The sequence below is a fragment of the Nocardia sp. TBRC8007 genome (assembly GCF_056629435.1).
This window is the reverse complement of record NZ_JBWSOR010000008.1, coordinates 26,545-44,513: the sequence shown is the minus strand read 5'-3', so window position 1 is coordinate 44,513 and position 17,969 is coordinate 26,545. Positions and strand designations below refer to the sequence as shown.

The 17,969-nt window shown below is 64.4% G+C and carries 15 protein-coding genes; 11 read left to right on the top strand and 4 right to left on the bottom strand.

The annotated features are described in order from the left end of the window. Genes ACX4ZE_RS10035 through ACX4ZE_RS09995 form a run of 9 tightly spaced genes read left to right on the top strand, consistent with a single transcriptional unit; the run spans nucleotide 1 to nucleotide 10,327 of the window. The gene (locus ACX4ZE_RS10035) at nucleotides 1-390 is read left to right on the top strand and encodes a DUF8175 domain-containg protein (protein ID WP_480273183.1); all 390 of its coding nucleotides are present in this window, start codon (nucleotides 1-3) and stop codon (nucleotides 388-390) included. Continuing rightward, nucleotides 384-1,856, top strand: a complete 1,473-nt coding sequence (locus ACX4ZE_RS10030; protein ID WP_480273075.1) for a hypothetical protein — start codon at nucleotides 384-386, stop codon at nucleotides 1,854-1,856. Before ACX4ZE_RS10035 ends, ACX4ZE_RS10030 begins: the two co-directional genes overlap by 7 nt. Then, nucleotides 1,853-3,343 (top strand): SCO6880 family protein, encoded by a 1,491-nt coding sequence (locus ACX4ZE_RS10025; protein WP_480273074.1) that lies wholly within the window; start codon nucleotides 1,853-1,855, stop codon nucleotides 3,341-3,343. The genes ACX4ZE_RS10030 and ACX4ZE_RS10025 overlap by 4 nt, the downstream gene beginning before the upstream one ends. Before the next feature lie 7 nt (nucleotides 3,344-3,350). Continuing rightward, nucleotides 3,351-5,420, top strand: a complete 2,070-nt coding sequence (locus ACX4ZE_RS10020) for a hypothetical protein (protein WP_480273073.1) — start codon at nucleotides 3,351-3,353, stop codon at nucleotides 5,418-5,420. After that, nucleotides 5,417-5,725 carry a transposase gene (locus ACX4ZE_RS10015; RefSeq protein ID WP_480273072.1) on the top strand — a complete coding sequence of 103 codons (309 nt, stop codon included), beginning with the start codon at nucleotides 5,417-5,419 and terminating at the stop codon, nucleotides 5,723-5,725. The genes ACX4ZE_RS10020 and ACX4ZE_RS10015 overlap by 4 nt, the downstream gene beginning before the upstream one ends. A gap of 34 nt (nucleotides 5,726-5,759) precedes the next feature. Beyond that, a complete protein-coding gene (locus ACX4ZE_RS10010; RefSeq protein ID WP_480273071.1) occupies nucleotides 5,760-7,439 on the top strand; it encodes a peptidoglycan DD-metalloendopeptidase family protein in 1,680 nt (559 codons plus the stop codon). Continuing rightward, nucleotides 7,436-8,065: a hypothetical protein gene (locus tag ACX4ZE_RS10005; RefSeq protein WP_480273070.1), complete on the top strand. Its 630-nt coding sequence runs from the start codon at nucleotides 7,436-7,438 to the stop codon at nucleotides 8,063-8,065. The genes ACX4ZE_RS10010 and ACX4ZE_RS10005 overlap by 4 nt, the downstream gene beginning before the upstream one ends. A 40-nt stretch (nucleotides 8,066-8,105) precedes the next feature. Then, nucleotides 8,106-9,944, top strand: coding sequence for a type IV secretory system conjugative DNA transfer family protein (locus ACX4ZE_RS10000; RefSeq protein WP_480273069.1), 1,839 nt, complete (start codon nucleotides 8,106-8,108; stop codon nucleotides 9,942-9,944). Continuing rightward, on the top strand, nucleotides 9,941-10,327 hold the full coding sequence (locus ACX4ZE_RS09995) for a DUF4913 domain-containing protein (RefSeq protein ID WP_480273068.1): 387 nt from the start codon (nucleotides 9,941-9,943) through the stop codon (nucleotides 10,325-10,327). The genes ACX4ZE_RS10000 and ACX4ZE_RS09995 overlap by 4 nt, the downstream gene beginning before the upstream one ends. Before the next feature lie 83 nt (nucleotides 10,328-10,410). Here ACX4ZE_RS09995 and ACX4ZE_RS09990 read toward each other — a convergent pair whose 3' ends face one another. Beyond that, nucleotides 10,411-10,959, bottom strand: coding sequence for a hypothetical protein (locus ACX4ZE_RS09990; protein ID WP_480273067.1), 549 nt, complete (start codon nucleotides 10,957-10,959; stop codon nucleotides 10,411-10,413). Between the two features lie 365 nt (nucleotides 10,960-11,324). After that, nucleotides 11,325-12,209 carry a peptidylprolyl isomerase gene (locus tag ACX4ZE_RS09985; protein WP_480273066.1) on the bottom strand — a complete coding sequence of 295 codons (885 nt, stop codon included), beginning with the start codon at nucleotides 12,207-12,209 and terminating at the stop codon, nucleotides 11,325-11,327. Between the two features lie 138 nt (nucleotides 12,210-12,347). Here ACX4ZE_RS09985 and hisS point away from each other — a divergent pair, with 138 nt between their 5' ends. After that, nucleotides 12,348-13,619 (top strand): histidine--tRNA ligase, encoded by a 1,272-nt coding sequence (gene hisS / locus ACX4ZE_RS09980; RefSeq protein ID WP_480273065.1) that lies wholly within the window; start codon nucleotides 12,348-12,350, stop codon nucleotides 13,617-13,619. Nucleotides 13,620-13,870: 251 nt separating this feature from the next. Beyond that, nucleotides 13,871-14,881 (top strand): malate dehydrogenase, encoded by a 1,011-nt coding sequence (locus tag ACX4ZE_RS09975; protein WP_480273064.1) that lies wholly within the window; start codon nucleotides 13,871-13,873, stop codon nucleotides 14,879-14,881. A 58-nt stretch (nucleotides 14,882-14,939) separates the two neighbouring features. Here ACX4ZE_RS09975 and ACX4ZE_RS09970 read toward each other — a convergent pair whose 3' ends face one another. Beyond that, nucleotides 14,940-16,019: a 2-oxoacid:ferredoxin oxidoreductase subunit beta gene (locus tag ACX4ZE_RS09970; RefSeq protein WP_480273063.1), complete on the bottom strand. Its 1,080-nt coding sequence runs from the start codon at nucleotides 16,017-16,019 to the stop codon at nucleotides 14,940-14,942. After that, nucleotides 16,016-17,947, bottom strand: coding sequence for a 2-oxoacid:acceptor oxidoreductase subunit alpha (locus ACX4ZE_RS09965; RefSeq protein WP_480273062.1), 1,932 nt, complete (start codon nucleotides 17,945-17,947; stop codon nucleotides 16,016-16,018). Before ACX4ZE_RS09965 ends, ACX4ZE_RS09970 begins: the two co-directional genes overlap by 4 nt. Nucleotides 17,948-17,969: the final 22 nt, after the last annotated feature.

Below are 17,969 nucleotides of genomic sequence, written 5' to 3'. Positions count from 1 at the left end.
ATGTTCCTCATGCCGATGGGAGCTTGCGCAGTGCTCGGTGACATAGCCGCGGCATGCGGTAACCCGGTGTTGGATATGTTCGGTCATTGTGCCGATATATCGGCCATCGTGGAGGGAGTCGGAGGTGCGATGCCCGACCGGCTGCCGGATAAGCTCGTGCCATTGTCGTTCGCCTCGGATACGTTCCGAATCGGAAGCTATACAGATGATTTCGCGAAAGTTCAGTGTGCGAGAAAGGCTCGAGTAACAGTTGATGGTCAACCAACGTGGGTGGGCATGCGCCCGGCGGTCGTGTGGCGAGACGGAGATCGGAAGCTCACCGCGGTGACGGGCGACCAGCGAATGCAGATCGAGTCCCTGCGGAGTATCGAGGGGTGGACACCATGGTGAGGCGGCTGGTCACGATACTCGCGGTCATCTTCACGGTGATGATCGCGACGCCGACCGTAGCCTACGGCCAGACCTATGGCTTCGACGAGACGTGTAATGAGATCCACGACACCCTCGACAATATCGGTATCCCGGGTATTTCTCTGGGTGATGCCGCATCCGCCGCGTGCAAGGCGGGTAATGCCGCCACACATCCAGGGCAAGCCGCGACAGCGGTGCGGGACAAGGCGTGGGATTCGACGTTCGGTAAAGTAGTCGATTCATTGATGAGCGGCCTCGGCGAGGCTCTCATCCTCGCATTGACCTTCTGGATGAAGGTACCCAACGAGGTGACCAGTGATTCGGGCTCGCTGTTCACCAAGATCAACGACTACACCTATCAGATACAGATCTTGCTGTTGATAGCGTCGGTCATCATTTCAGGCGCGCGACTGGCCGAAGCCAGACGCGGGGCGGTCATGAACGAAGCGACGGAGTCGTTCCGCATGTTCACCCGTGTCGTGTTCAGCTCCTGGATGCTCGGTGCGGTTATCGTGGCGGGCACCCAGGCCTCGGATCGTTTCGCTGAGTGGATCATCAACGATTCGACCAATGGGAATGCCAAGGACCTTGCCGAATTGATGGTGAAAACCAGCAAGTTGCAAGCGTTTTCACCGGGGCTTGTCTTGATCATCGCGATTGTCGGTCTACTCGGCGCGCTGGCGCAGATCGTGCTCGCCATCGTTCGTCAAGGTCTGCTGGTGATCGCGGCCGGTGTGCTGCCGCTAGCGGCGGCGTCGTCCGGTATGAATGTGGGCAAGCAGTCCTATCAGAAACTGATCGGCTGGATCATCGCCTTTATGCTGTGGAAACCGGTGGCGGCGATCGTCTATATGATCGCGTTCACCACGGCGGGCCATGTCGACGCGCTCACCGAGACCGGGGGCTTGCCGGATGGTGAGCAGGCCCAGCGCATGCTGGTGGCGATCGTGCTGCTGTGCAGTGTGGCGTTCGTGCTGCCCGCGCTTATGCGACTGGTCACCCCGGCCGTCGCGATCGTCGGTAGCGGTGGTTCCGGCCTCACTGCCACCGGCGGGACATTACTCGCGGCAGCGGGTCTCGGCGCTATAGGTACGAAGGCTGTCGGCGTCAAGGGCGCGGCCGCGCCAGGTGCGGCCGGTTATGTGAGCGGTAGTGGTAGCGGTCCGAGGCCGGGTGGCGCAGGCGGACCGGGAGGTGGCGGCATGCCACGGCCGACTCCACCCCAGGGTGGTGGTGGCGGGCAAGGTGGCGCGGCTCCGCGCGCCTCCGAATCCGGGAGCGAGGCCGGAGTACCGTCCGGAGCAGCCAGGGCAGCGGGTCGGCTCGGTGCGGCGCGTGCCGCGAGCGGCGGGCTGAACCGAGCCGACCAAGCCATGGGTGATGTCGCGGGAGATCGCTGGGCCAACCGCTCACCCGACCTCGGGAGGAGCACCATTCCGCGATGACACTCACCGACACCTACGAGCGGCGTTCGTACGGACTCTGGCAGAAGCCGCGCAGTGCGGGCCTTTTCGGTTTGCGCTGGGAGGAGACTGTCCTCGGCTTCGTGGTTGTGATCACCGCGCTGATCGCCGCGATGGTCGGTGGCTTCCAAGCGGGTTTGATCGTCGGCGGCACCGGCGTCGCCGTGCTGGTTCCCCTGGTATGGCGGACCGGAGGTCGTTCGGGTTACGAGACGGGATTGATGATGTTCCATTGGATGCGCTCGCGCAGTCGCGGCGAGCACGTGTACCGAGGCGGCCGATTCTCCCGTGTACCGGGCGGCGTTACTCGTCTGCCCGGCTTGCTCGCGCCCGCTAAGCTCTACGAGGGCGTCGACGCGGGCGGCTACAACTTCGGCATGATCCATCTCCCGCAGTTCGCTCAATACACTGTGGTGCTACGTGCCTGGCCGCAGGGTCATGAGGCGGTGGACCAGCCGGTGATCGACCGGTGGGTGTCGGCATGGGGGACCTTCCTGGCCTCGGTCGGCCAGACCAGCGATATCGTCGCTGTCGTTCCGGTCATCGACACCGTGCCCGAGACCGGAAACCGACTGCTCACCGAGGTCGCTACTATCACAAAGCCGCAGGCGCCGGAGCTGGCCCAGCAAGTGATGTACGAGCTGGCCACCGAGTTGCCACAAGAGCGGGTACAGCTGTTGCCGCGCGTGGCGATCACATTCAAGGCCACGACCGCCGAGCGGCGCAAGAACCCGGCGGAGGAGGCCGTCGAAATCGGCCGTCGGCTGCCCGGCATCTGCGCGGCGCTGGAGGAGGCGGGCGTGCGCGCACAGCCGATGTCGGCCGACGAGGTGATCGCGTTCATCCGGCGCAGCTACGACCCCGCCTCACAGGCCGATCTGGAAGTCGCCGCAGGCGAAGCCGAGGGCCACGGCCTGGATTGGTCGGATGCGGGGCCGGTGTCGCATGACGAGAAATGGGATCACCTGATACACGACGGTGGCCGGTCGGTCACCTGGGAGATGGACGCGGCGCCGGAAGGCGCTGTGGACGAACGAGTACTGCAGCGCTTGCTCGCGCCGAATCCCGAGGTTCCGCGTAAACGTATCGCGATCGTCTATCGGCCGCACTCGGCCGCCGACGCCGCCGAAATCGTCGATGACGATTTCAAGAACGCGTTGGTGGCGCAGCAGAGCGAGCGGGGAGTCGTTTCGGCAGCGGCGACCCTACGGGTAGGGGCGACCCAACAGGCCCGTGAGGAGCAGGCCAGGGGGCACGGTGTGACCCGCTTCGGTGTCCTGGTGACGATCACCGAGCCACTGCGCGGCGATCTGCCGCGCATCGAAGCCATTACACGCGACCTGTCCACCCAGGCGCGGTTGAAGATCCGGCGGTGTTACCGCTACCAGGCGGCCGCATTCGCGGCTTCGCTCGGGTGTGGGGTGATTCTGCCGGAACATGCCACTATTCCGAAGGCACTGGCGGGGTGAGCGATTCATGGCAAGGAATTACGAGCCATCCGTACGGGACCGGGACGAGAACTCGCGGCGGCGCGGGTTCGGGAAAACCGGCCGCCCCGCGCGGAATCAGGCGCGGGTGAGCGGCAAGGATCGGCCGGACACAGAGGCGTCCGAGCGGCGCGCCCTAGCGGATGCGAGCCGGTCGAACGGTGTGCGCGACGAGCGCGGCTCCGATCTGCCCCTCGACATGATCACCGAGCCCGGCGACCGGCGACCTGAACGCAGCGCAGCCAGGAATGGCCAGGTGGCCCGACGATCTGTCGAGGTCGACTACACGGCCGACCGTGCTGTGGGCATTCCGGACCGGGACAAGACAGCTCGCCGTGCGAAGTCGAAGGCGCGCGGCCGCAAGCAGTCCGGTCCTTCGTTGCTCGACGACGCCGCTCGTGCCGAACTGGAGATCCTCGCCCGCGAGGGTAGTGGTTTACGGGCGGCGTGGGCCCAATTCCGGGTCCGCACCGATGATATCCGCAGACAGAACTACGCAGCCCGCGCCGAGCAGCTGGTCGAAGACGGATTCGACCGCAGTACAGCGCAACTCACCGATCGGGGCTATGCCGGCCCCGGCGGTGGAAGGATGAACGTGGTGGGCCGGCCGGTCGAATATCGCGCCACCACCGCCCAGGTAGCAGGCCTGTGGCCGTGGTCGGTCGGCGCGGGCGCGCCATTGATCGGTACGCCGCTCGGATCGCATCTGCACACCGGGGCACCGGTGTGTTTCGACCCGATGAACTGGTTTCTCCGCGGTAGCTTTATCACCGCGCCCAGCCTGTTCGTACTCGGTCTCAACGGATTCGGCAAGTCGTCGCTGGTGCGCAGGATCGTGCTCGGCGGCATTGCGCAGGGGATCACGCCGTTGATTCTGGCTGACGTCAAACCGGACTACCGTAAGCTGGTCGAGCTGGTCGGTGGCCAGGTGATCGACCTGGGATACGGTCATGGCAAGCTCAATCCGCTCGCCGCGGGTGTGCTCGGCGCGATAGTTCCGCAGCTGGAAGAGTTTCCGGCTCTGCGGCTTCAAGTGCTGCAGGATTTGCGGGCCAGACAGGTGACGCTGGTTGCTGGTCTGGTCGAGCTGGTGCGCGGTGACCGCGTCCGGGATTATGAGGAGACCCTGATCTCCACCGCATTACGTATCCTCTACCAGCCGGGAAGCGGCTATACGCCGGACAAGCCGCCGATCATGGAGGATCTGCTCGACGTGATCGTCAGCGGCGGTGCTGAAATGATGTTGGACGCGGGGGCCGACAACCCCACCGAGTACCAGGAGGCTATCAAAGGGCTGCGTCGCTCCTTACGGGCGCTCACTCAGGGGCCGTTCGGCGCGGTCTTCAACGGACAGACCACGGTGGCGATCGATACCAGCGCGGTCGCCGTGTGCATGGATGTCTCGCATATCCCGACCGGTGACAAGAAGCTCAAGGCCGCGGTTATGCTGGCCTGTTGGGCCGATGGTTTTGCTTCCGTCGAGGCCGCACATGTGCTGGCCGACGCGAAACTCGGGACACAGCGCTACTTCCAGGTTGTGATGGATGAGCTGTGGCAGGTGCTGGGCCTCGGCGACTTCATGGTCGATCGCGTCGACGAGCTCACCCGGCTGCAGCGCGGCATCGCTACCGCTCTGATCATGATCAGCCACACTATTAAAGACCTTCAAGCGCTTGGGTCGGAAGCCGCCATCGCCAAGGCGTTGGGCTTTCTCGAACGGTCGCGCGCCAAGATCTTCGGCGCACTTCCAGCCGAGGAGATCAGACGACTGGACAGTACGGTCCCGTTCACCTCGGCCGAAGCGGAGATGGTGACCGGGTGGTCCGCACCGCAAGCGCTGACCGGCGAAGCGCTCAAGCCGGGACAACAGCGTCCCTCCCCGCCCGGTACCGGAAAATTCTTGCTCAAAATCGGTGAAGACCGCAGGCCCGGCATCCCGTTCCACATGGAGTTCACGCAGTCGGAGAAGGAAAGCGGGATACACGACACCAACCAGCGGTTCAGCGAATTCACCGGATCAGCAGCGCAAGAAACGGATTCGCCGGGGAGCGCCGCATGATGCCGCATCGGTCTTACCGTCGAGTTTCCCCTGAAGTGCGCCAGGCCGCGGTGGCACAGGTCATTGCGCTCACCGGCAAGCTACGCAGTGAATCGGAGGCGTGTCGGGTGGTCGCAGAACAGATCGGTGTGCATACGAATTCGGTGCGTAATTGGGTACGCGCGGCTGAAGGCCCCAGTCTGGAGCGCATGGACGCGACCGCATTGCGGCGTAAAGTCGCACAGCTCCAGCAGCAATTGGCGGCGGCTGCTGAGATGAATCGAACCTTGGCCGATACGCTCAACGAAGCCCGGCACCGAAGGTGAGTCGCGCCAAGCCCGCGATCGGAGAGTGTCGGCTATGAGCGGGAAATCGGCGCTGTGGACGGCGCTCGGTGTAGTGCTGGGCCTTATGACGATCGTATTGGTGATCGTTATGCCCGCGGTGGACGACGAGTGTGTGGGCGGCTCGGTACTCGGTTCGCCGACGTTGTTCGCCCCACCGACCGGATACTCGTCCGATGATCCACGCGCGGCGGCCGCCACTGATCCCGAGGCGATCGAACCCGATGCGTCGCCGCATAATCCGACCACTATGGCGACACCCACATTGGTCGCGGAGGCGGGACCGCTGCGTCGGACCTTGCCACTGGCCGCAGGTACTTTCAGCATATCGGACATCTTCGGTTCGCGAGGTGGCACGCATAAGGGCATCGATCTGGCCGCAGCCGACGGCACTCCCATCTTCTCTGTATCGGACGGTTGGGTCGTAGCTGCTGGGCCGGCATCGGGTTTCGGTAGCTGGATCGTCATCGATTCGGTGGACAGCAACGGCCGTTCGTACTCGGCTGTCTACGGACATATGTGGAGCTCCGGGGTGCTGGTCCGGGCAGGCGACCGAGTGACAGCGGGTCAGCATATCGGTGTGGTGGGCTCCGGGGGCGAATCCAGCGGGCCGCATTTGCATTTCGAGATCGTTCCCGGCGGCCGGTTCACCGGAGGGCGTCCGATCGATCCGGTGCCGTGGTTGGACGGTGCTCCCACCCCGGATGTCGGTGGTGCGCACGCCTATTCCAATGACCCTAGGTGCAGCCGTGGTTTCGGTACCGCGGGTGGCGCGCTCGCCGCGGGCAAGGTGCCACGAGAACTGGAGATCTGGTATCGCCGTGCGGGGTCGATCTGTCCGCAGATCACGCCATCGTTACTGGCCGCGCAGGGTAGACAGGAATCCGGTTTCCGGCGTGATGCGATTTCGCCCGCTGGTGCGCAGGGGCTGGCTCAGTTTCTGCCGTCGACGGCGGCGAGTATCAATCCGGATGACGGCATGCCCTATGTGATCGATGCCGATGGTAATGGTGTGGCCAGTGTGTGGGACGCCGGTGACGCGATCATCGGCCAGGGTCGGTACATGTGCGCGCTCGCACACAAAATTCTGGGGTGGCAGGCCGAGGGCAAGGTGCACGGCAATGTCGTCGCACTGGCATTGGCCGCGTACAACGCGGGTGAAGGCGCGGTGTTGGCATCGGGTGGCATGCCGAACCAGCTCGCGGCGCATTACCTCGAGACCCAGCCGTATGTGCGGAACATCTTGGTGCTGGAAGCGCAATACCGCGCGCCAGGCTCGTTCGGCCGGTTCATCCCGGGGGAGGGCTCGCCAGGAGAACAGATCGTTGCCGCCGCGTACGAATGGCTCGGCACCCCATACGTGTGGGGCGGCGGCGGGCCGCAGGGGCCCAGCGACGGTGGTCTGGACGGACCAGGACTCACCTCGGCTGCGGTATTCGCGGCCTCGTCCGGATCGGTGACGCTACCACGTACAGCCGAACAGCAATGGGAAGCAGGGGTCGAAGTACGGATGAGCAGAGCTCGGCCGGGTGATCTGGTATTCAGTTCGTTCGGGGTGCGTGGCCCGGCCCAGGTCGGCATCTATCTTGGGGAGGGCAGGATGATCCAGTCCAGTCCCGGCGCGCTTGTCGGGTCGGCCGGCGGTGTCGCGGAAGCGGCGGTGCCAGGGGATGGGCGAGTGCGGAGGGTGCTGTGAGTGTATTCGGACTCGGTCCTGTCGTGGGACTGCCGCACCACGGTGCTGTGCGGTTAGCCTGGAAGGACAGCGCAATTGCGCGTGCGAAACTGGTGGTGGTGCTGGTGGTGAGCTTCGCGATGCTCGGCGCGGCCTGCGGCCGAGCGGACCACCCGGACGCCGAGTCCGGTGCGGCGCGCTCGGTGACCTCTTCGGCCCGGTTGCTCGAGGATGTCCCGGCACCGGATCCGGTGCTTCCCGATGGTGTTGCGGTCGCGGCACTCCGAGAGATCTACAGTTGGGAACCCGCCACCGAGAGCCAGGGTGCGGCTTTGGCTCGGGCACGGAAGTTCCTCGGCCCCAACCTGCTTCGGATTTCAGATGCGACGCCGACGGGAGTGCGGACACCGAATCCGAGCCTGCAGTGGGCGGATTGGGCAAAAGAGGGGGCGCGGGTGGAGGCGTTCACCTTCGCGGCAGGCGAGCAAGCGCCGCACCGACCCGACCCGAATATCCAGCAGTTCAAGATCGGGATCGAGCAGACCGTCATCTATCCGAACGGACGCAGGGAGTCGCTACCACCCACGACGGTGATTGCCACCGTTGTGCGCACACCCGATGGCTGGCGACTCGACGAGTTCCGCTGACCAACCGCTTCCCTATCGAAGGCCGACCGAGGAGACACACATGGCGAAGAAAAAGGTGACGGACCCGGCTGTCCCGGCACCCGATATCGGCTTGTACCTGATCTATGCCGGCTTCGTGCTCTTCGGAACCCTTTGGCTTACTCTGCATCTGGGTAATATGCTCTCCGCTGAGCAGCAAGATGTCCCGTTGAACCCGATCGCTATCGCCGCTGAATTGGCGAATGGGCAGCTGCGCTGGCCAGGTGCGGCTACCGCGATCCTGGTGCTGGTGATCCTGACCGTGCTCGCCTATTTTGTGGCCCGTGGGCGACTGCGGCGGCAACGGGCCGCGGGCAGGCTGCCGGTCGACGACAAGGCCGATGTGATGGGTTATGGCGGCGCGATCTCGATGCTCGCTGAGGCGGGCGTCCGGGAGAAGGCCGAACAGCTCGGAGTGAAACTCGGCTACAACGATATCCCGGGTGTGCCGATCGGTATCGGGGTGTCCGATGGGGCGATGCTCTACGGTTCGTACGAGGATCTGCACCTCGATATCTGGGGTCCGCGGCAGGGGAAGTCCACCTCTCGGGTGATCCCGGCGATCCTCACCGCGATCGGGCCGGTGCTGGCCACCTCGAACAAGCGTGATGTCGTGGACGCCACCAGAGACGTCAGGGAGACCAAGGGCAGCCCCACTTTCGTCTTCGACCCGCAGGGTGTGGCGAGCGAAGAGCCGACCTGGTTCTGGGATCCGTTGTCCTGGGTGGATGCCAAGCGCGAAGGGTGCGAGATGCGCGCTGCTCGGCTGGCCGGGCACTTCGCCGACGGCGACGATAGCAACGACACCACCACCGACGCGTTCTTCGATCCGGAAGCCGAGGATCTGCTGGCCGGACTGTTCCTGGCCGCCGCTGTCGGCGATCACAACGGCAGCAAGCCGATTGTGCAGGTCTGGGAGTGGGTGACCAATCCACAGGACACCGAACCCATCGAGATCCTGCGCGCCGCAAGGCATCATTACACGGCTTCTGGTCTTTCCTCGCAATACAATGCCGATGCGCGTACGCGCAGCGGCATTTTCGGCACGGCCAAGAAGATGATTCGTTGTCTGAAGTTGTCGAATGTACATCCGTGGATAACCAGGGGTAGTGACCGCGTACAGTTCGACGAGCTGGAGTTCCTGGAGCGCAATGGCACCCTGTACAGTCTGTCGTTGGAGGGCAGGGGGTCGGCGGCCCCGCTGGTGAGTGCGCTCACCGAGGCGGTGATCGATGTGGCGATGCGCAAGGCTTCGCAGTCGGCCGGTGGGCGATTGGCGATCCCGTTGCTCGCAGTGCTCGACGAAGCGGCGAATGTGGTGCGTTGGAAGGATCTGCCCAAGCAATACAGCCACTTCGGTTCGCGCGGCATCGTAGTCATGACGGTGCTGCAGTCCTGGGCGCAGGGCGCTCGGTGCTGGGGAGAAAGCGGAATGAACGCGCTGTGGGCGGCGGCGAATATCAAGGTGCTCGGCAGCGGTGTGGACGACACCAAGTTCCTGCAGGAACGTTCGGACGCCATCGGTGAATACGACACGATCTCGCGGTCGGTCTCCGAAGCCAAGGGTGGAAGCAAAACGTATTCGCGGTCGCTGAGTTCGGCGAAGACGTTCACGGTCAACGGGCTGGCGACTCTGCCGCGCGGCCGGGCCATCCTCTTCCCCTCCGGGGCGCCGCCGGTGCTGATCCGCACGGTGCCTTGGTGGGAGGGCGAATACGCGGCCGAGGTGAAGAAGTCCATCTCGCATCATGATCCGCAACGCAAGACCGAGATTACGGATTTGTCCGGCGCTCCGTCGCTGAGTAAGTCCATAACACCGCCACCGGATTACGGACAGATCGAGGAGGTTCGGCCACTGTGACCGAACAACAGCACCAGCCGATGATTCACGCGAGCGTGGTGGAGTTCGTCGAGAACTATCTCAGTGTGGTCTATCGACGGCAGGTCACCGATCTCAGCGACACGGTGTGGTGCCCAGAATGGTGGCAGCACGCCGAAGCGGTCGCGCGGCTGGACGCGCTCTGGCGAGCCTGGGAGCATTACCGGCTGGACGGGCGGACCGGTCTGAGTGTCTGGTTCCTCGATCACGCGGACCCACACATGTCGAAGTTGTTCGATCCGAGGGGGCCGTTCAAATACTGCAGTGTACGCAATGGCCACAAAGACATGCTCAGCCCGCTGCCGACGAAATTGCCGCAACACGGTATGTTCGGCGATCCTACGATAGGTGACTTCCGTAAATAGTCGGCGGTGTGGTGCCGGTGCTCGTACAGGCCCGCGGAAAGCGGAACGCCCGCTGGGAAATCCAGCGGGCACCCGCGACTCGATTACCTTGTGCGTTCCAGGCCGCGGGATTCCTGCTCTCGTGCTCTGGTGACGACGGGCGCTTGGTCGGGGCGGGTGCGTACGGCCTCGCCCGGTGGCTGCGCCTGCCCGATTTCGGTCAGCATCCGCACCTCGGCCAACTCCGGCGCGATACCCATTCGGGCGAGATGCGCGGCGAGGGCGGAGCGGCGTTCCGTGGAATCGTATTGCACGGCCGGTGGGGCGTCGGTCACGGCATTGGCGACTATGTCCATGGACTCGGATTGCGCTGAGAAGCGGTCTTTCTCCAAGGACACCCCCCGGTCCGTGCTCGGCTTCTCGACCAGCCGGGCCAGCTCGATATTCCGTGGATCCTTGGCCTTTGCCTCGCGGGCCTCGCGAACTTGCATCTCTCTGGCCTCTTTCAGGCGCGCTTCGGTGAGCTTGACACGCGCTTCGGCCTCTTTCTGACCACGCTCGCGGGCCCGCAGAGCGACGAGCGTCGCAAGCTGCAACATTGTCCTCATCATGGCCGCGGTTTCCCGGCCGATGTCGTCCAGTTCCTCGGACATGGCTGCTCCCCGATGCTGCGGTGATCACTATGGTTGATTGTGGTGCTCGGCCACGGATGCTGCCAGGCGAACTGTAGTCCCCCCGCAGCGGGTCTCGCGCAAGGACCGCGGTACCCGCGGTGTGTGGCACGGTACCTCAACGGGAATTGCCTGTTGCGGGGGTTACGCCGCAGGAACCGCTTGGGTCGAGATTACCCGGCGCATGCCGGACGCAATCGCGTAGGCATGCTGGGCATCAGCATATATCGCACATTTACGGCGTAGGACGGAAATGTGCCGGATGCTCTCGGACCTAGGGGGTATCTCGATGGCGAGAATTCGCTTCTTCTCGCTCGACTGACCGGTTCCTGGCATACCACCGATGGTCAGCGATCGAGGCGCACCGATTCGATGACGACCGGCTGCTTGGGCTTGCCGTCACCAGGTCCATTGGAGTTGTCCTGACCGAGCTTGGCGATGGTGTCGAGTGTGCCGAGGCTATTGTCGTCCACCGTGCCGAAGATCGTGTACTGCGGTGGCAGCTGCGAATCCGCGTAGACGATGAAGAACTGACTGCCATTGGTGCCGGGACCGCTGTTGGCCATGGCCAGGACGCCGCGCTTGTACAGGATCGGCATGGTGGCCGCCGGATCGCCTGGGGCGTATTGATCGGTCGGGTATTCGTTGTCGAATGCGTAACCGGGTCCGCCTGTTCCGGTAGCGGTCGGGTCGCCGCACTGCAGGACTTTGAGGCCATCGTTCGCGGTCATCCGGTGGCATTTGGTGCCGTCGAAGTAATTCTGTGTGGCCAGGCTGACAAAGTTGTTCACCGTGCACGGCGACTCGGCGTTGTTCAAGGTCAGGCCGAGCGGACCGTGATTGGTCTCCATGCTCATACTGACCGTGGCGTTGGCGCCGGTAGTCGGGATGCCGTTGGTCTTCGGCTCGTCCACGGGTTTGGCGGCGGGCTGGTTACTTTTGCGATAGTGACAATCGACGGTCGCGGGCTTGGCTTTCAGGGAGGGAGGCGCGGCAGCGGTGACGGTGTCGGTAGGGGTGGCGGATGCCGAGGCGTCGGCGGAGTTGGCGCTGCTGCCCTCGCCGCGGGTCAGCAGGTAGATCCCCGTGGCGGCCGCGACCGCTACGACGACGCCGAGTGCTGATCCGGCGATGGTGAGTTGCTTACGCCTACGTGCCCGCTGTGCCCGGTTGGCGAGCTGACGTTCCAGCTTGCGTTTCGCCGTTGCTCGTCGCTGTTGGTTGCTCGGCACTACCGCGTTCCTCCTCTATCCGGGTGCATCGGGATACGAGTGTGCCATCTCTTTCTGAGACTGTTCCGCATCCATTCCCAGGGTGGTTCGGCAAACCGGTTGGACTTCTCGGGCCGCAGTGGTGAAAACTGGAGCATCGTGACCAAGACCAGCAGCTTTTCTGCCCCGAAGGGGGTACCGGACTATGTGCCACCCGGCTCGGCCGAGTTCGTCGCGGTGCGCGACGGTCTGCTGCATGCCGCCAGATTGGCTGGGTACGGGCACATCGAGCTGCCGGTTTTCGAAGACACGGGCCTGTTCGCTCGCGGTGTCGGCGAGTCGACCGACGTGGTCACCAAGGAGATGTACACCTTTCCCGACCGGGGCGATCGCAGTGTCACGCTGCGTCCAGAAGGAACCGCCGGGGTGATGCGCGCGGTCATCGAGCACGGTCTCGACCGGGGCCAGCTGCCGGTGAAGCTGAGTTACGCCGGACCGTTCTTCCGCTACGAGCGCCCGCAGGCCGGCCGATACCGGCAGTTGCAGCAGGTCGGGATCGAGGCGATCGGGGTCGATGATCCGGCGTTGGACGCCGAGGTGATCGCTGTCGCCGATGCTGGATTCCGTGGGCTCGGCCTCGACGGTTTCCGGCTGGAGATCACCTCGTTGGGTGATCAGACCTGTCGCCCGCGGTATCGGGAATTGTTGCGGGAATTCCTGCTCGAACTGCCGCTGGACGCGGAGACCGAGCGGCGCGCCCGGCTCAATCCGCTGCGCGTCCTGGACGACAAACGTCCCGAGATACGGGCGATGACTGCGGCCGCGCCGTTGATGCTCGACCACTTGTCGGAGTCGGCGAAGGCGCACTTCGAGCAGGTGCTCGGCCACCTGGATGCCCTCGGCATCCCCTACGTGGTGAACCCGCGTATGGTGCGTGGGCTCGACTACTACACCAAGACTACATTCGAGTTCGTGCACGACGGTCTCGGCGCGCAGTCCGGCATCGGCGGCGGCGGTCGTTACGATGGGCTGATGGCCGACCTCGGCGGGCAGCCGTTGTCGGGAATCGGTTTCGGTCTCGGCGTCGACCGCACCATGCTGGCGTTGGCCGCCGAAGGGAAGTCGGCGGGCGATCCGGCGCGCTGCGAGGTATTCGGAGTCCCGCTGGGTGATGCCGCCAAGCAGCGGCTGGTCGTGTTGGCCGCACAGCTCCGGGCAGCGGGGGTCCGGGTCGACCTCGCCTATGGTGGGCGCGGTGTGAAGGGCGCGATGAAAGCCGCGGACCGGTCCAGGTCGAAGTTCGCCCTGGTGCTCGGCGATCGCGATCTCGCGGAGGGCGTTATCGGGCTCAAGGATATGCAGACCGGTGCACAACGCCGAGTTCCGCTGCCCGACGCGATCGAAGTGATCCAGGAGTCGCTAGCCGGATAGCGCGGGCGCAGGACCGGCCACTGTATCGCGCCATGCAGTTGGCGCAGGCCAAGGATGCGGTATCGCCGATTGTGCTGGCCGGCAGTGGGATCGCGGACCCGAGCTGATCCTGGTGTGCTGACCGGTGGCACGATCGGGAACCGGAGTGGCTCGCGCACCGACCATTGTCACGTAGCTCACCGTGGGGATTCGTGGGCGGTGAGAGTCGATAGGGTGGGCGATAAGAGTCCATCGACTGCAAGGAGTTCGTCGTGAGCACCGCCGCTGGGTCCGCAGCCGTCACTGTCACCGTGACCGGGGGCGCGGGCCAGATCGCGTACGGCTTGCTGTTCCGGATCGCCTCGGGCGCGATGCTCGGCCCGGATACGCCGGTGCGGTTGCGGTTGCTCGAGGTGCCCTCCGCGGTGGTAGCGCTGGAAGGCGTCGCCATGGAACTGGAGGACGGTGCTTTTCCGCTGCTGGAGTCCATCGACATCAGCGCGGATCCGTGGGTCGGCTTCGCGGGTGCCGAGATCGCACTGCTGGTCGGGGCCCGCCCGCGCACCGTGGGGATGGAGCGTTCGGATCTGCTCGCGGCCAATGGAGCGATCTTCACCGAGCAAGGCGCGGCGATCAACGCCACCGCCGCGGACGAGGTGAAGGTGCTCGTGATCGGGAATCCGGCCAATACCAACGCGTTCATCGCGATGAACAACGCACCTGACGTTCCTGCCGAGCGGTTCACCGCGTTGACTCGCCTCGATCACAATCGCGCTCTTGCGCAACTGGCCGCGAAGACCGGCGCGCCCGTTGCAAATATCGCGCGGGTCACGATCTGGGGCAATCACTCCGCGACGCAGTATCCGGACATCGCGCATGCCACCGTAGGTGGTCGCCCTGCCCTCGAACTCCTCGGTGAGAAGGTATGGCTGACCGAGGAGTTCATTCCGACCGTGCAACAGCGTGGTACCGCGATCATCCAGGCCCGTGGCGCCTCTTCCGCGGCCAGTGCGGCAGGAGCGGCGATCGACCATATCCACGACTGGGTGCATGGCACCCGGCAGGGTGACTGGGTCTCCATGGCCGTCCCCTCGGACGGCTCCTACGGCGTGCCAGAGGGGTTGATCAGCTCGTTCCCGGTTACCTGTGCGGGCGGCACGTACACGATCGTGCCGGATCTGGCTATCGACGAGTTCGCACGCACCCGGATCGATGCCTCGGTCGCCGAGCTCGTGCTCGAACGGGATGCCGTTATCGACCTCGGCTTCGTCAAGCGCGGCTGAACTGTTCGTCGGCTGTCTCGGTATCCGGTCGCTCGTGGCGCCGATTTCGCCCCGTCCGCTACTCGACCGTCCAGATTTCCGTCCCGGTGAGCAGGGACTGCAGCGATTCCGGATCGATCGGTTCGTTTGTGCGGGCCACCTCGACCTGGTTGCGCACTGTGTCGTCGTAGGTCGGCCGCGCTACGCTGCGGAAGATGCCGGTGGCGACGTGGCCGAGATCTTGGTCGGACAGTCGCGACAGTGCGTAAGCGTACTCTGGGCCCTTGGTGTGTATATCGTGCACGACGATGTCGGACTCCGCGACGCTGTCGGTGCGCACCGTCGCGAGTCCGAAGCCGTGGCGGACTACCGCGAATTCGCCCTCGGTGCCGAAGCGGATGGGCTGACCGTGCAGCAGCGGGATGAGGTGGTTGGCGGCATTCTCCCGGCGCAACATATCGAACGAGCCGTCATTGAAGATCGGACAGTCCTGCAGGATCTCCACGAACGACGTGCCGCGGTGCTCGGCGGCGGCGCGGAGCACCGCGGTGAGTCCGGCGCGATCGGAATCGAGTGCGCGAGCAGCGAAGGTTGCCTCCGCGCCGAGCGCCACCGAGAGGGGGTCGAACGGATGGTCCACCGATCCCATCGGGGTGGACTTGGTAATTTTGCCCTGTTCCGAGGTCGGGGAGTACTGCCCCTTGGTCAGGCCGTAGATCCGATTGTTGAACAGCAGGATCGTCATGTTCACATTGCGACGCAAGGCATGAATGAGGTGATTGCCCCCGATGGACAGTGCGTCGCCGTCACCGGTCACCACCCAGACCGAAAGATCGGGCCGACTGACCGCGAGGCCGGTTGCGATCGCGGGCGCACGACCGTGGATGGAATGAATGCCGTACGCCTCCAGGTAGTAGGGAAATCGGCTGGAGCAGCCGATTCCGGAGACGAACATCAGATTCTCCCTGCGTATGCCGAGCTCGGCGAGGAAGCCACGGATTGTTGCCAAGATCACATAGTCGCCGCATCCGGGGCACCAGCGCACCTCCTGATCGGAGGTGAAGTCCTTCGCCTTCTGCGGTCCGTCCGCGAGGGGCACTTCCGACACCCCGGTCAGACCGAGATCGGTACCGGTGAGTGAGGTTTCCACGATGGTCATGCATCACCTCTGGCTGTGCGATAGGTGGCCCGCGCCCGCGCGGCGAAGACCTTGTCCCTTTCCATCTCCTCTAGCGATCCGTCCAGCGCCGCATCGATGACCCCGACTACTTCCTGGACGGAGAACGCAGTGCCTGCGATCTTGGTCCAGGGTTGCACATCGACCAGGTACTTCGCGCGCAGCAGCATCGCCAGCTGACCGCTGTTCATTTCCGGCGCGACTACGAGACGGTAGCGGCGCAGTATGTCACCGAGATTAGCGGGCAACGGATTCAGATGTCTCAGGTGCACTCGAGCGACCGGTACTCCTCGGCGGCGCGCGCGACGGCACGCCTCACCGATCGGGCCGTAGGAGCTGCCCCAGCCGATCAGCAACATTTCGGCCGCGCCTGTCGGGTCGTCCACCTCGAGATCGGGCACATCGATACCATCGATTTTAGCTTGGCGCAGACGAACCATGAGGTCGTGGTTGGCCGGATCGTAAGAGATGTTGCCACTGCCGTCCGCCTTTTCCAGTCCGCCGATACGGTGCGTGCGTCCGCGGGTGCCAGGAACGGCGAAGGGGCGCGCCAGTGTGTCGGGATCGCGAGAATACGGCTGGAACGGGCTGTTTTCCTCCCCCTCCGACTCGAATGCCGGATCGATCCGGTCCAGTCGCGCGACATCTGGAATCGCCCACGGCTCCGAGCCGTTCGCGATCGCGCCGTCGGATAGCAAGACCACTGGGGTGCGGTAGGTGAGTGCGATCCGTGCCGCCTCCACCGCAGTGGCGAAGCAGTCGGCAGGCGAACACGGTGCGAGCACCGCCACCGGTGATTCGCCGTTACGTCCGAAGAGTGCTTGCAGCAAATCGGCCTGCTCTGTTTTGGTCGGCAGGCCGGTGGACGGCCCACCGCGCTGTACATCGATCACGATCAACGGCAGCTCTGTCATCACCGCGAGGCCGATGGTTTCGCTCTTCAACGCTAGGCCGGGGCCGGAGGTACTGGTGATCCCGAGCGCGCCGCCGAGCGAAGCGCCCAGCGCTGCTCCGATTCCGGCGATCTCGTCTTCGGCTTGGAAGGTCGTGACACCGAAGTTCTTGTGTTTGCTCAGCTCGTGCAGGATATCCGAGGCAGGCGTGATGGGGTAGGTGCCGAGGAAGACCGGCAGTTCTGCGAGTTGCCCGGCGGTAATCAGACCATAGGCGAGCGCGGTGTTGCCGGTGATCTGGCGATAGGTGCCCGCGGGTAGTTCCGCTGGTGCGATCTGGTAAGTAGTGGCGAAGCTCTCGGTGGTCTCGCCATAGTTCCAGCCCGCTCGAAAGGCAAGCACGTTGGCCTCGGCGATCTCCGGCCTGGTGGCGAACTTCTCTCGCATGAACTGTTCGGTTCCGCCGATCGAACGCCCATACATCCAGGACAGCAGCCCGAGTGCGAACATGTTCTTCGCACGTTGGGCATCTTTCTTACCCACTCCGGTCGACTCGGTGGCACCCAGAGTGAGTGAGGTCATCGGCACTTGGTGGACTGCGAAATCGGACAGGGTGTCGTCGGTCAGCGGATCTGCGGAATAGCCGACCTTGGCGAGGGCGCGGGTGGTGAACTCGTCAGTGTTCACGATGACGGTGGCGCCGTGCGGGAGGTCGTCCAAGTTCGCCTTGAGCGCGGCGGGGTTCATTGCGACCAGCACATCGGGATGGTCGCCTGCGGTGAGGACGTCGTAGTCGGCGATTTGGATCTGGAATGACGAGACGCCGGGCAAGGTGCCCTGCGGCGCTCTGATTTCTGCTGGGAAATTGGGCTGAGTGGCCAGGTCATTGCCGAAGGCGGCGGCCTCATGAGTGAAGCGATCGCCAGTCAGCTGCATGCCGTCGCCGGAATCTCCGGCGAACCGAATGACAACCTTCTCCAGCTTCGCAGTGGCGACATCATTGGGGTGTGAAACCATATGCTTGCTTCACTTCCTCGTT